The 13424-nt window shown below is 66.7% G+C and carries 11 protein-coding genes; 1 reads left to right on the top strand and 10 read right to left on the bottom strand.

Features of this window, described 5'->3' with window-relative positions; translation table 11 throughout:
• Positions 1–755, top strand: a 755-nt coding sequence (locus BRAO375_RS08995) for a ferredoxin--NAD(+) reductase (protein WP_035639698.1), incomplete at its 5' end; no start/stop codon positions are given.
• A gap of 284 nt (positions 756–1039) precedes the next feature.
• Here BRAO375_RS08995 and BRAO375_RS09000 read toward each other — a convergent pair.
• From BRAO375_RS09000 to BRAO375_RS09045, 10 genes are all read right to left on the bottom strand, one after another.
• Positions 1040–2212 carry a fumarylacetoacetate hydrolase family protein gene (locus BRAO375_RS09000; protein WP_009027151.1) on the bottom strand — a complete coding sequence of 391 codons (1173 nt, stop codon included), beginning with the start codon at positions 2210–2212 and terminating at the stop codon, positions 1040–1042.
• Positions 2213–2417: 205 nt separating this feature from the next.
• On the bottom strand, positions 2418–3371 hold the full coding sequence (locus BRAO375_RS09005; RefSeq protein ID WP_009027152.1) for a DMT family transporter: 954 nt from the start codon (positions 3369–3371) through the stop codon (positions 2418–2420).
• A gap of 196 nt (positions 3372–3567) precedes the next feature.
• Entirely contained in the window at positions 3568–4407 is an 840-nt protein-coding gene (locus BRAO375_RS09010; RefSeq protein ID WP_009027153.1) for an aldo/keto reductase, read from the bottom strand.
• Between the two features lie 215 nt (positions 4408–4622).
• Positions 4623–7316, bottom strand: a complete 2694-nt coding sequence (locus BRAO375_RS09015) for a nitrate reductase (protein ID WP_009027154.1) — start codon at positions 7314–7316, stop codon at positions 4623–4625.
• A gap of 16 nt (positions 7317–7332) precedes the next feature.
• A complete protein-coding gene (locus BRAO375_RS09020; RefSeq protein ID WP_052536077.1) occupies positions 7333–8541 on the bottom strand; it encodes an NAD(P)/FAD-dependent oxidoreductase in 1209 nt (402 codons plus the stop codon).
• 5 nt (positions 8542–8546) lie between these two features.
• A complete protein-coding gene (locus BRAO375_RS09025) occupies positions 8547–8972 on the bottom strand; it encodes a globin family protein (protein ID WP_035639701.1) in 426 nt (141 codons plus the stop codon).
• Between the two features lie 80 nt (positions 8973–9052).
• The gene (locus BRAO375_RS09030) at positions 9053–9844 is read right to left on the bottom strand and encodes an ABC transporter ATP-binding protein (protein WP_009027157.1); all 792 of its coding nucleotides are present in this window, start codon (positions 9842–9844) and stop codon (positions 9053–9055) included.
• A 13-nt stretch (positions 9845–9857) separates the two neighbouring features.
• Positions 9858–10766, bottom strand: coding sequence for a nitrate ABC transporter permease (gene ntrB, locus BRAO375_RS09035; protein WP_009027158.1), 909 nt, complete (start codon positions 10764–10766; stop codon positions 9858–9860).
• Between the two features lie 66 nt (positions 10767–10832).
• A complete protein-coding gene (locus tag BRAO375_RS09040) occupies positions 10833–12149 on the bottom strand; it encodes a CmpA/NrtA family ABC transporter substrate-binding protein (RefSeq protein WP_009027159.1) in 1317 nt (438 codons plus the stop codon).
• 326 nt (positions 12150–12475) lie between these two features.
• Positions 12476–13396, bottom strand: coding sequence for a dioxygenase family protein (locus BRAO375_RS09045; RefSeq protein ID WP_009027160.1), 921 nt, complete (start codon positions 13394–13396; stop codon positions 12476–12478).
• Positions 13397–13424 lie beyond the last annotated feature (28 nt).

Consider the following 13424-nt stretch of genomic DNA (forward strand, 5'->3'; position numbering starts at 1 on the left):
TCCGCCCCGGCCACCGGCTGCGCATCCAGGGGCCGTATGGCCATGCCTTCCTGCGTCCGGGCGGCGCCGGGCGGCTCGTCCTCGCCGGCAGCGGCACCGGCTTCGCGCCAATCTGGGCGATCGCGGCGATGGCGCTACGCGAGAACCGCAGCCGTCCGATGGTGATCATCGCCGGCGCGAAGAAACTGCCGCAGCTCTACATGACGCCGATCCTGGCGCAGCTGGCGCGGCTGCCGAACGTCACGATTGTTCCGACCGTGGAGGAAGGCCCGATCAATCATCCGTCGATCCGCACCGGCCGTATCGAGCCGCACATGCCGACGCTGACGTCCACTGATGTCGTCTATGCCTGCGGCTCGCCGCGCATGGTGACGGCGCTCGCCGGCATGGTCGAGAAGGCCGGCGCGACGTTCTACGCCGATCCGTTCGACTCCGCGCCGCCGGAGGCGCCGTCCGGCCTGATCGGCCGCATCAAGACGCTGGTGGCGCGGCGGCCGCCCGAGCCGGAGCCGAGGCAAGAGAGCGGCAAGAGCCGCGACGGCTCGCTCGATCCGTTCGAGCGCGCGCTGTCGCTGGTGCCGAAGGATCCGATCGAGGACGATCTCGCCCCGCGCCGCCCCGAGCCCCGCCGCAGCGCCGCCGCCGAACGCGACCACGCGCTGTCGCTGGTCCGCGACCGCGCGCTGGGCGACACCGCGCAAGTGCAGGAGCGCCCGCGGCGCGCCGCCGGGCAGATGGCCTCGGGGCATGTGTGAAGCGCCCCTGCCGTCGAGGACCGCCGCGTGGCATGGATTTGGGTTCAGAAGGCTCCAAGACCACCGCGGTCATCCCCGCGAAAGCGGGGATCCAGTACGCCGCGGCCTCTCGGTGGACCCATTCAGGCCGCGGCGTACTGGATCGCCCGGTCAAGCCGGGCGATGACGACTGAGTGCTATGAGACGTCCTAGGCTATTTCTCACGCGCGCTGCGGCGTATGGATTCTGGGCTCGCGCTTTCGCGCGCCCCGGAATGACACCGAGTTTGTGGAAGCCGTCGCACCTCAGATCAGCTTGCGCCGTGCGAGGCTGCGCATCAGCGCGCCCACCCCGAAAGTCCATGGCTCGCATTCGTCGCTGTTGCGCATGCGGTTGACGAGGCGGCCGAGCTGGGGCGCGGAGATGGTGACGATGTCGTCACGCTTGTGCGTAAAACCCTGGCCCGGCGCGTCGCGGTCCTTGACGGGGGCGAACATGGTGCCGAGGAACAGCGCGAAGCCGTCGGGGTATTGATGCACGGCGCCGATGGTCTGGGCGACGAGATCGGTCGGGTCTCGGCTGATCTTCGAGATCGAGGAATGGCCGTCGAGCACGAAGCCGTCGCTGCCGGTGACGTTGAGCGCGACATCCATCTTCCTGACGTCGTCGAGCGAAAAGCTCTTGTCGAACAGGCGCAGCAAGGGGCCGATCGCGCAGGAGGCGTTGTTGTCCTTGGCCTTGGACAAGAGCAGCGCCGAGCGGCCCTCGAAATCGCGCAGATTGACGTCGTTGCCGAGCGTCGCGCCGACGATGGCGCCGCGGCTCGACACGATCAGCACGACCTCCGGCTCCGGATTGTTCCAGGTCGATTTCGGATGCAGCCCGGCATCCATGCCGGTGCCGACCGATGACAAGGTCGGTGCCTTGGTGAAGACCTCGGCGTCGGGGCCGATGCCGACCTCCAGATACTGGCTCCAGGCGTTCTGCTCGATCAGCACCTGCTTGAGGTGCATCGCCTGGTCGGAGCCCGGCTTGAGCTTGGAGAAATCGTCGCCGACCAGACGCACCACCTCTGTCCGGATCGCCTCGGCCGAGGCCGGATTGCCGCGCGCGCGCTCCTCGATGACGCGCTCCAGCATCGAGATCGCGAAGGTGACGCCGGCGGCCTTGAGCACCTGCAGATCGACCGGGGCCAGCAGCCACGGTTTTGCCGGATCGCGGCGGTCCGGCGCCGTGTTGGCGAGGATGGCGGCGAGATCGCCGATGCGCTCGCCCTTCATCGCGCCCAGGGTGGCCGCCGGATCGTCGTGCTCGCACAGCGCGGTGACGGTGGGAAAAGCGGAGGTGACGTCGAACACGCCGTCATCGCGCACGGCGACCACGGCCGGGCCGTCGACATCGGGCCGCCAGACACGGCCGACCAGCGTGCCGCTGGTGCCGTCGTCGGGCAATACGGTCTCGGGCGTCAGATCGATCATGGCGGCGTGCTCCCCATTGTTCTTGTTGCTCGGGGAGCAGAGGTAGCATCGGCCGGAGCCAACTCCAAGCCACACGCTCCGTCATTCCGGGGCAAGGCCATAGGCCTTGAACCCGGAATCCCGAGATGAGGCGCGGGAGCAAGACAAGCGCGAGATTCCGGGTTCGAGGCCTTCGGCCTCGCCCCGGAATGACGGCGAGGTCCCTTCACGGATTCGGCGAGCTCTCGCCGGCGACCTGCAGCAGCTGCGAGCGGCGGACGCGCTCGCGGTGGGCGGTGTAGAGGCCGCTGGACACGATGAAGGCGGCGCCGACGATGGTCCAGACATCCGGCAGTTCGCCGAACACCAGGAAGCCGAGGATGCTGACCCATAGCAGCTGGGTGTAGGAGAACGGCGCCAGCACCGAGGCGTCGGCATAGCGGAAGGCGAGCACGACGATCCACTGCCCCATGGTCGAGGCGATTCCGACCAGCACGCCGAAGCCGATGTCCTGCCAGGACGGCGTGACCCACACGAACGGCACCATCATCGACAGCATGCAGACGCCGGCGATCGACGAATAGGTCATGATGGTGATGGCGTGCTCGCGGCCGCTCATCATGCGCGTCATGATCAGGGTGCAGGCCCAGGCGAAGGCCGAGGCGATCGGAAACAGCGCAGCGAGATGGAAGGCGCCGGTGCCGGGACGGAGAATGATCAGCACGCCGAACAGGCCGACCGCGGTTGCGATCCAGCGGCGCAGGCCGACCTTCTCGCTGAGGAAGACGATCGACAGCGCGGTGACGAACAGCGGCGCGACGAAGCCGGTGGCGGAGGCTTCCGCGATCGGCAGATAGCGTAAACCGGTGATGAACATCAGCGACGAGCCGAGCAGCGCGACGCCGCGCAGCAGATGGAACTTCAGCCGCTCGGTGCGCATCGCAAACAGCGGCGAGCCCGGGATCATCGCCGGCACCATGATCATCGCGAACACCACGAAGCGGATCCAGGTGATCTCGATCGAGGGCAGCGTCTTGGAGAGATATTTCGCGGTGACGTCCGAGGTGCCGAGGAACACGGTCGACAGCAGGATCAGCGCGATGCCGCGGAACGGCCGGTCGGCGCGCGCGGGGGCGCGCTTGTGCGCATCCTTCGGCTTCTCCTGCAGGGAGGTCGGCATGTCGTCGAGCCGCGCGGCGGCTGCCGCACTCGGGGGCGGGGTCACGGTCGAACTCGAAAGGTTGAAGCAGAACGATTCGGTGAGAGGCGACAAAACGCCAATCACGCCGCCGCGACAACCCGTTGAAAGCGGGCAGCATCTATGCGCTGGCCACGCGCCGGAGTAGCAAACATCCGTAATTGTCCGTGATGCTGCACTACAGCATCGGCAGGCCCCGCGGCTTCGGCCCGCGCGGGAAGGCGCGGTCGATCGCGGCGATGTCGGCGGCGGTCAGCTCGATGTCGCCGGCGGCGGCGTTCTCCTCCGCATGCTCCGGCCGGGAAGCCTTGGGAATCGCGAGCAGCGACGCGGCGCGCGTCAGGAAGGCGAGCGCGATCTGGCGTGGCGTGGCGTTATGCTGCTCTGCAATGCGCCGTAATACCTCGCCGCCGGGACTGCGCGGCTCGGGGAAATCATCGTGACCGAACGGCGAATACGCGACCACGGCGACGCCATGCTGGCCGCACCACGGGATGACTGCGTGCTCGATGGCGCGCTCCTGCAGATGGTAGAGCACCTGGTTGCAGGCGATCTTGCCGGGGCCTGCGACATCCAGCAGCTCGTCGAGATCGTCGACGTCGAAATTGCTGACACCCCAAGAGGCGATCTTGCCGGCGGCTTTCAGCTCCTCGAATGCGGCGGCGGTGTCCTCGAGCGGATAGGAGCCGGGCCAATGCAGCAAATAGCAATCGAGGCGATCCGTCTTCAGCCGCTTCAGCGAGCGCTCGCAGGCGGTGATGGTGCCCTTGCGGGAAGCGTTGCTCGGCAGCACTTTTGAGACCAGGAACACCTCATCGCGCCGGCCCGCGATCGCCTCGGCAATGACGAGCTCGGCGTCGCCATACATCTCCGCGGTGTCGATATGCGTCATGCCACGGTCGAGCCCGTGCTGCAACGTGGTGATGGCGCGCCTGCGGTCGGCGTGGTCGAGATACCAGGTGCCCTGCCCGATCACCGAGACGCCGGCACCGCCGGTTCCGAATGTCTTGTGCTTCATGGCGGCGAGCATAGAGGACGGCGGGGATGGCGTCGATTGCCCAGGCCCCGTCACTCTTGCGCTGCGCGCGCCCTCCTCACGCCCGTCATTCCGGGGCGAGGCCGCAGGCCTCGAACCCGGAATCTCGATGCGGTGGACATGAATCAGTGCAAACCAATCTCGAGATTCCGGGTTCGACGCTGGCGCGTCGCCCCGGAATGACGGTCGTGGTGGCACTAGCTCGCCACTTTCACTGCATCAGCCGCCTGCGCCGGCACCTGCGCGATCAGCCGCTTCATCTCGGGGATGCAGGAGCCGCAATTGGTGCCGGCCTTGATCCGCGCGCCGATGGCGGCGGGCGTGCGGGCGCCGGCGGCGATGGCCTCGCAGATGGTGTCGCGGCCGACGCCGAAGCAGGCGCAGACGATCGGGCCGCCACTGGCGCCCTCCGGCGCGCGGCCTGACAGCAGCATGCGGCGCTGCTCGTCATCGAGGCGGTCGGCCGCGAACATCGTCTTCACGACGTTCCAATCGCCGGCGTCATGGCCGGGGCCGACGAACAGACAGGTCTCGATGCGGTCGCCGTCGAAGGATGCCGCGCGATAGACGCCGCCGCCGACATCCATGTAGTCGGCGACATCATCGGTGGCGCGCGCCTTCAGCCAGGCCGGCCACCGCATGAGGTCGCCATTGTCGGCGAACAGATAACCGAAGCCGCCTTGCACCGTCGCACGCACCCACCACAGGTTGGACGGCAGCGACAGCTCGGTGCGCGACAGGATGAAGCCGCGGAAGACGTACTCGTAAGGTGAGATCGCGGCCGGCGTCGCCTTGGCCTCGGGCTGGCCGGAGAACGGGTCGGTATGCGCGGCGACCAGCGCGCCGACGCGGCCGTGCGAGGAGTTGCTCGCGTTCCAGTGGATCGGCGCGAACAGCATGCTGCGCTGCTGGCGCTCGCTGACGACCACTTTCAGAATGCACTGGCCGTGCTCGGTCGTCACCTTGGCGAAACCGTCCGGCATCAGGCCGTAACGCAGCGCGTCGTCCGGATGCACCTCGACGAACGGCTCCGGCAGATGCGATCCGAGACGCGGGCTGAGGCCGGTGCGGGTCATCGTGTGCCACTGGTCGCGGATGCGCCCGGTGTTCAGCCGCAAGGGCCGCGCAGCCGTGGTCTCGCTCCGCAGCGCCGGCACCTCCGGCGCGACGAAGCGCGCCTTGCGGTCGTGGGCGTAGAAGGCGCCGTCGGCGAAGAAGCGCGGCGACGGCGGCTTGCCGGCGCGCACCGGCCATTGCACCGGCGCCATCGACTCGTATTCCTCATCCGACAGCGTCGCCAGACCACCGATGTCGAAATCGCGGCTGTCGTCGTTCTCGAACGCCGACAGCGCGGCGTGCTCGCGGAACACATCCGCGGCGGAGGTGTAGCTGAACGCGGCGGCGTGACCGAGCCGCTTGCCGACCTCGCTCAGCATCCACCAGTCCGGCTTGGCTTCGCCGGCCGGCGGCAGGAAGGCGCGCTGTCGTGAGATGCGCCGCTCGGAATTGGTGACGGTGCCCGACTTCTCGCCCCAGGCCTGCGCCGGCAACAGCACATGCGCGCCAACGTCGACGGTGTCGTTGGAGCGAACGTTCTCGGAGACGACGAACAGCTCGAGCTTCTTCAGCGCCGCACGCACCAGATCGGCGTCGGGCAGCGACACCGCGGGGTTGGTGCCGATCACCCACAAGGCCTTGATCTGGCCGCGCGCGATCGCCTCGAACATCTGCACCGCCTTGAGCCCCTCGTGAGTGGCGATGTCGGAGGCCTTCCAGAAGCGGCGGACGCGGTCGATATCCGGCGGCGTGAAGTTCATGTGAGCCGCAAGCTGGTTGGCGAGCCCGCCGACCTCGCGGCCGCCCATCGCATTGGGCTGGCCGGTCAGCGAGAACGGCCCCGTGCCCGGCTTGCCGATGCGCGCCGTGGCGAGATGACAGTTGAGGATCGCGTTGACCTTGTCGGTGCCCTGCGCCGACTGGTTGACACCTTGGGAATACAGCGTGACCACCTTGGGCGTGTCGCGGAACAGCTTGAAGAAGGCGGCGACATCGGCTTCCGACAGGCCGGTGGCGAGCGCGGTCGCAGCGGCGCTGCCGGCGAGATTGCGGGCGCGCGCGAGCGTGTCGTCGAAGCCCAGGGTGTGGCGCGCAATGTAGTCGCGATCGAGCGCGCCGGCGTCGGCGAGATGCACCAGCAGGCCGGAGAATAGCGCGGCATCAGTGCCGGGCTTCAGGCCGAGAAACAGGTCCGCCTCGCTCGACGTGTCGGTGCGGCGGGGATCGATGACCACGAACTTCGCGCCGCGGGCCTGCTTGTTCGCCAGCATGCGCTGGTACAGCACCGGGTGGCACCAGGCGGCATTGCTGCCGACGAACACCAGCAGATCGGCCTGGTCGAGATCCTCATAGGTGCCCGGCACGGTGTCGGCGCCGAAGGCGCGGCGATGGCCGGCGACCGAGGACGCCATGCACAGCCGCGAATTGGTGTCGACATTGGCCGAGCCGAGAAAACCCTTCATCAGCTTGTTGGCGACGTAATAATCCTCGGTCAGCATCTGGCCGGAGAGATAGAACGCGACCGCGTCCTCGCCGTCGCGGGCGACAATGTGCTTCAGCCGGCTTGCGACGTGATCCAGTGCATCGCTCCAGGCCACCCGCTCCATGCCATGCTTGCAGCGGATCATCGGATACAGCAGCCGATTGTCGAGCCCGAGCGTCTCGCCGAGCGCCGAGCCCTTCGAGCAGAGCCGGCCGAGATTGGCGGGGTGCACGGGATCGCCCGAGATGGCCGCGCCGCCGCTGCCGTCAGGCGTGGCGAGCACGCCGCAGCCGACGCCACAGTAAGGACAGGCGGTTCGCACCGTACGCAATTTCGGATCAACACTCGTCATCGTGCGAGGCCCCCTCTCACGCCGCCCGCGTCCCCACGCGGCCGAACATCATCTCGGTCCGGATCGATACGATCGGTTCATTCCTGCGGATCAGGTCGCGATACCAGAGCGCATCCTGGGTGTCGCCGATCAGCACGGCGCCGGTGAGACGGCCAGCAGCGATCACCAGCTTCTTGTAGATGCCACGTCTGGCATCGTTGAGGACGATCGCCTCGCTGCCTTCCGCACCGATGAAGTCACCGGCGGAAAACACCGCGACGCCGGAGACCTTCAGATTGGTCGAGACGACACTTCCGCCATAACTGGACTTGCGGCCGGCCAGATGCCGCGCCAGCACCTTCGCCTGCTCATAGGCGGGCTCCACCAGCCCGTAGCAGGTGCCGCGATGCTCGGCGCATTCACCGAGCGCGAAGATGCCGGGCGCCGAGGTCTGCATCGCGTCGTCGACGACGATGCCGCGATTGACGGCAAGCCCCGCCTGCTTCGCGAGCGCGACATTGGGCTTGATGCCGGCGGCAAAGATCACGGCGTCGGCGGCGATGCGCCGTCCATCGGCGAGCTCGACGCTTTCGACACGCGCCTCGCCATGGATCGCCGCCGTACTGGCCTGAAGAAGTACCTCGATGCCCTTGCGCTCGACCAACACCTTCAAGAGCGCGGCCGCCGGCGCATCGAGCTGACGCTCCATCAAGCGATCCATCAGGTGCAGCAGCGTCACGGTGGCTCCGGCGCGCGCGAGACCATAGGCGGCCTCCAGCCCGAGCAGTCCGCCACCAACGACCACCACGCGCGCCTTCTTCGCGGCGAGGCTCAGCAGCACGTCGGTATCACGGCTATCGCGGAAGGTGTGGACGCCCGGGAGATCGGCGCCGGGCACCGGCAGGCGCAGCGGCAGTGAGCCGGTGGCGAGCACCAGACGCGAGAACGCCACGTTCTCATCGTTCTCGATCTGCAGCTCGCGGCGGCCGACATCGATGCCGGTAACGCGCGCGCCGTACTTCAAGGTCACGCCGCGCTCGCGCCACCAGGCGGCGGGCTTCAGCTCGATCTCGTGCGAGGCCGCCTCGCCGGCCAGCACCGACGACAGCAGCACGCGGTTATAGGCGAGTCGCGGCTCCTCGCCGATCACGGCAATCGCGTAGCGGCCGAGCGCCGTGTGCGACAGCTCCTCGACCAGCTTCGCGGCGGCCATGCCGTTGCCGACGATGACGAGCGGCTCACTCAAATGACCTACTCCGCTGCCTGTGCATTGCCATAGGCTTCCGCGATCATGAAGCTCGATAGCGTGCCATAGGCCGCCGTCCAGGCGTCAGCGACCTCGGGCGTCCAGGCTTCACCCAGCCCCTTCTCGAGAGTCCACAGCAGCGCCGCGCCGACCACGGGATAGTGCTCGGGTTTGGCGTTGTAATTCACGTGACGCTTGGCCAGCGCGCTCGCCGCCGGCAGGATCGCAGGCAGGTTCGAAAGTCCGTTCACGACGACAGCCAGGGTAGCCATCAGCTTCTTGCGCTGTTCGGTGAGATCGTCGGGAAACATCGCGCGCACCTGCGGCGCAATTTCGAACAGGCGGCCGTAGAAGATCGTCGCGGCGTGATCGGAGATCGGCGCGACCTTGGCAAAACTCTCCTGAACCAATGCGATCTGAGACGGCGTCATGGGAAATCCTTATGATGAAACGAGAACCCGTTAGTCGCCGGGGGCGGAGAGCGGTTCGATCCGCCCTCCGCCTTCGATCGTCACGCCGCCTCGACGAAGCGATGCCGCTCGTAAAGGAATTCGAGCACGCGCTGACGGCACTTCACGTAGGTCGGATTGGTCGCGAGCTCGAGCCGCTTGCGCGGACGCGGCAGCGCCACCTCCAGCACCTCGCCGATATGCGCGCTCGGGCCGTTGGTCATCATCACGATGCGATCCGACAGCAGCACGGCCTCGTCGACGTCGTGAGTGATCATCAGGATCGTGTTGCCGAGCTTCTGATGCAGTGCCATCACCGAGTCCTGCAGATGCGCCCGCGTCAGCGCGTCGAGCGCGCCGAACGGCTCGTCGAGCAAGAGCACCTTCGGCTCCATGGCGAGCGCGCGCGCAATGCCGACGCGCTGCTTCATGCCGCCGGAGATCTCGTTCGGACGCTTGTCCTTGGCGTGGGCCATCTGCACGAGGTTGAGATTGTGCATGGTCCAGGCGTCGCGCTCGGCGCGGGTCTTGGTCTTGGCGAAGACTTTGTCGACGCCGAGCCGCACGTTCTCATAGACCGTGAGCCAGGGCAGCAGGCTGTGGTTCTGGAACACGACGGCGCGGTCCGGTCCCGGCGAGTTCACCTCGCGCTCCTCCAGCAGCACGCCGCCGGTGGTCGCGGTGGTGAGGCCGGCGACGATATTGAGCATCGTCGACTTGCCACAGCCGGAATGGCCAATGATCGAGACGTATTCGCCCTTCTCGATCGTCAGGTTGATGTCCTTCAGGACCTCGGTCGTCGCTGCGCCGCGGGTGAAGACCTTGTCGACGTGGTCGAGCTTCAGATAGGCCATGGTGCTGTCCCTCTCAGTTCGTCGCGGTGCCGCGGGTGACGACCTTGCCGACGACCGCGATCAGGCGGTCGAGCACGAAGCCGATGATGCCGACATAGAACAGCGCCAGGATGATCTCGCTGATATGCGAGGAATTCCACGCATCCCAGATGAAGAAGCCGATGCCGACGCCGCCGATCAGCATCTCCGCCGCGACGATGGCGAGCCAGGACAGGCCGATGCCGATGCGCAGGCCGGTGAAGATGTAGGGCGCCGCCGCCGGGATCATGATCTTGGCGAAGAACTCCAGCGGATTGAGCTGCACCACCGCGGCAACGTTGCGGTAGTCCTGTGGGATGTTGCGGATGCCGACCGCGGTGTTGATGATGATCGGCCACACCGAGGTGATGAAGATGACGAAGATCGCCGAGGGCTGGCCGTCGCGGAACGCGGCGAGCGACAGCGGCAGCCAGGCGAGCGGCGGGATCGTGCGCAGCACCTGGAAGATCGGATCGAGCCCGCGCATCGCCCAGACCGACTGGCCGATCAGGGTGCCCAAGGCGACGCCGACGACGGCGGCGATCGCATAACCGATCGCGACGCGGCGGAGACTCGCCTCGAGGTGCCAGAACAGGCCCTTGTCGATGCCGCCATGATCGAAGAACGGATCGAAGATCAGCTCACGCGTGTCCGAAAACACGCGCGACGGCGGCGGCAGCGCCGAGCCGGCGCGGCGGCACAACAGCTCCCAGACGATCAGGAACAGCGCCAGCACGATCAGCGGCGGCACCACGCGCACCGCGGCCTCGCGGGCCATCTTCACATAACGCTCGGCCTTCGGCGGCTGCTTCGGGGTCATCGTCACCACCGACGCCGTGGCGGATGCTGATGCAGTCGGGACAACCTTGGGCACGCTGTCATTGGTCAACGCTGGCATGGACATCGGAAGTCTTTCTCCGTGCAATGAGAGGAGCCGCGCGCGTTTGCCGCGCGCGGGCTAAGGTCCTGATCAGGCGTCGATGCGCTTAATCGACAGCGACTTCAGATAGGCGGCGGGATCTTCGGGGTCGAACACCTTGCCGTCGAAGAACGTCTCCTTGCCGCGCGACTTGGAGGTCGGGATCTCCGCGGCCGGAACGTTCAGCTCCTTGGCCGCCTCGCGCCAGATATCCTCGCGGTTGACCTTGGCGATCAGCGACTTGGCGTCGAAGCCGGCCTCGTACTTGCCCCACCGGATGTCCTCGGTGATGAACCAGAGGTCGTGGCTCTGGAACGGATAGGAGGCGAAATCGCGCCAGTACTTCATGATGTGCGGCGAGTTCTCGACCACCTTGCCGGTGCCGTAGTCGAACTTGCCGGCGGTGCGTCCGGCGACGTCGTCGACCGGGCAGTTCATCCACTGCCGTTTGGCCATGATGGTCGCAAGCTCCTGCTTGTTCTCCATCTTGTCGCACCACTGCTGCGCCTCCATCACCGCCATGGTGAGCGCCTTCGCGGCCTTGGGATATTTGTCGACGAAGGCGGCGCGCATCGCGAAGGACTTTTCGGGATGCTTGTTCCAGATCTCACCAGTGGTCACGGCGGTGTAGCCGATGCCCTGGTTGACGAGCTGCGCATTCCAGGGCTCGCCGACGCAGAAGCAGTCCATGGTGCCGACCTTCATGTTCGCCACCATCTGCGGCGGCGGCACCACGATGGTCTCGATGTCCTTGTCCGGATCGATGCCGCCGGCGGCGAGCCAGTAGCGGATCCACAGATCGTGGGTGCCACCGGGGAAGGTCATCGCGGCCTTCACGGCCTTGCCCGAGGCCTTCTTCTTCTCGAGCGCGGCCTTGAACGGCGCAGTGTCGAGGCCGAGCTTGAGGTCGGCATATTCCTTGGCGACCGAGATGCACTGCGCATCGAGATTGAGCCGCGCCAGGATGTACATCGGCGTCGGCTGGTTGTTCTGCGTCACCTTGCCGGAGGAGATCAGATACGGCATCGGCGTCAGGATATGCGCGCCGTCAATGCCGTTGCCCTCGGAGCCCAGCACGAGGTTGTCGCGCGTGGTGCCCCACGAGGCCTGCTTCTGCACGTCGACGTCGGGCATGCCATATTTGGCGAAGATGCCCTTGTCCTTGGCGACGAACAGCGGGCCGGCATCGCTGAGCGCGATGAAGCCGAGCTTGGCGCTGGTGACTTCCGGCCCGGCGCCTTGCGCGAAGGCGCCGCCCGGCAGGTTCAGCTTCGCGGCCGCGAGCAGCGCCGCGGTCCCGGCACCGGCCTTCAGGATCTGACGGCGGCTGAGGCCGGAGGAGCGAGCAGGATGGGCGGTCTTCGTCATGAGTGCAGTCGTCCTTGTCTGAAAAGCGCTCGGTGGATAAGGGCCCGTCCGCAAGACACCGCGCCGTCGCGCACAGGGGCGCGTGCCGAGGAGGTGCCTCGGAGGGGCAGCGTCAGAGGTCGGATGGGGGTTTGCGCAGACGGCATCGATGGCGTCGAAGCTCATTATTCAAGCTTCGTGCCAAGCGCCGGACAGCAAGAAAGCGTATAGCAATCAATAGGCTGGCGAAATCGGCCGCGACATTCGCAGGCCTGCGGCCGCACGCAAAATTTGCGATTCGCCCACTTCCTGTGCGTTGCACAAGAAGTGGGCGGACCGATCTGTACCTACTCCGCTGCTTCCTCGGCCGTCTTGGCGAGCATCGGCTTGGGCGCGACGCCGGCCCCCGGCTTCATGCGGAATTCATAGGTCATCAGATGCCAGGGCGCGGCAGCGAGCTTGCCATCCGGCATCACCGGACCGGTGCGCTGTTCGACCTTGGCGATCAGCTCGTCCTTGACGCCAAATACCACGTCGCTGTCGAGATAGGCGTCGCCGCCGATGAATACATGCGTGATCAGCGGCTCATGGCCTTTGGCATCGACCAGGAAGTGCACATGGGCCGGCCGCATCGGATGCCGCCTGGTGCTGACGATCATCTGCCCCACCGGGCCGTCAGTGGGAATCGGATAGCTGCAGGGCAGGATGGTGCGAAAGAAGAAGCGTCCGTCCGCGTCGGCGATGAAGCGCGCCCGCGACGATGGGCCGTCCGAGGCGTAATCGGGTCTCTGGGAGTCATAGAAGCCTTCATCATCCGCATGCCAGACGTCGACCGCCGCGCCCGCCAGCGGCGCGCCGGAGAGATCGGTCACGCGGGCCTGGACGAACATCTTCTCGCCCTTCAGGTCCGCGGAGATGTCGGTGCCGTGGGGCGTCACCCTGTGCTCGCCGACATAGAACGGGCCGAGCACGGTGGTCTCCGTCGCCCCTGCCCTGTCGCGATGGTTGATGGCATCGACCAGCATCGACACGCCGAGCACGTCGGACAACAGGATGAATTCCTGCCGGCTCGCGGTGCAGGTCTGGCCGGTGCGGGTGAGGAAGTCGATGGCGGCGGCCCACTCATCGAAAGTCACATTCGTCCGGCGCACATAGTCGTGCAGCGATTTGACCAGCTCCTGCAGCAGGAGCTTGGTGCGCGCGTCCGGCGTGCCGTCGAAGCTGGCGACGACGGCGTCCGTGAGCTCGGCTTCGTTGAATTGTGTCATGGCCAGTCCTCCCGGTCCGAAGCGTATA

The sequence above is a fragment of the Bradyrhizobium sp. ORS 375 genome (genome assembly GCF_000239775.1).
Lineage (GTDB): Bacteria > Pseudomonadota > Alphaproteobacteria > Rhizobiales > Xanthobacteraceae > Bradyrhizobium.

What these genes read in the sequence shown, in the direction of transcription:
- BRAO375_RS09040 (WP_009027159.1), bottom strand. Translation starts at nt 12,149, where the DNA reads ATGACGAAGACCGCCCATCCTGCTCGCTCCTCCGGCCTCAGCCGCCGT.
- ntrB (WP_009027158.1), bottom strand. Translation starts at nt 10,766, where the DNA reads ATGTCCATGCCAGCGTTGACCAATGACAGCGTGCCCAAGGTTGTCCCG.
- BRAO375_RS09045 (WP_009027160.1), bottom strand. Translation starts at nt 13,396, where the DNA reads ATGACACAATTCAACGAAGCCGAGCTCACGGACGCCGTCGTCGCCAGC.
- BRAO375_RS09025 (WP_035639701.1), bottom strand. Translation starts at nt 8,972, where the DNA reads ATGACGCCGTCTCAGATCGCATTGGTTCAGGAGAGTTTTGCCAAGGTC.
- BRAO375_RS09015 (WP_009027154.1), bottom strand. Translation starts at nt 7,316, where the DNA reads ATGACGAGTGTTGATCCGAAATTGCGTACGGTGCGAACCGCCTGTCCT.
- BRAO375_RS09030 (WP_009027157.1), bottom strand. Translation starts at nt 9,844, where the DNA reads ATGGCCTATCTGAAGCTCGACCACGTCGACAAGGTCTTCACCCGCGGC.
- BRAO375_RS09010 (WP_009027153.1), bottom strand. Translation starts at nt 4,407, where the DNA reads ATGAAGCACAAGACATTCGGAACCGGCGGTGCCGGCGTCTCGGTGATC.
- BRAO375_RS09005 (WP_009027152.1), bottom strand. Translation starts at nt 3,371, where the DNA reads ATGCCGACCTCCCTGCAGGAGAAGCCGAAGGATGCGCACAAGCGCGCC.
- BRAO375_RS09000 (WP_009027151.1), bottom strand. Translation starts at nt 2,212, where the DNA reads ATGATCGATCTGACGCCCGAGACCGTATTGCCCGACGACGGCACCAGC.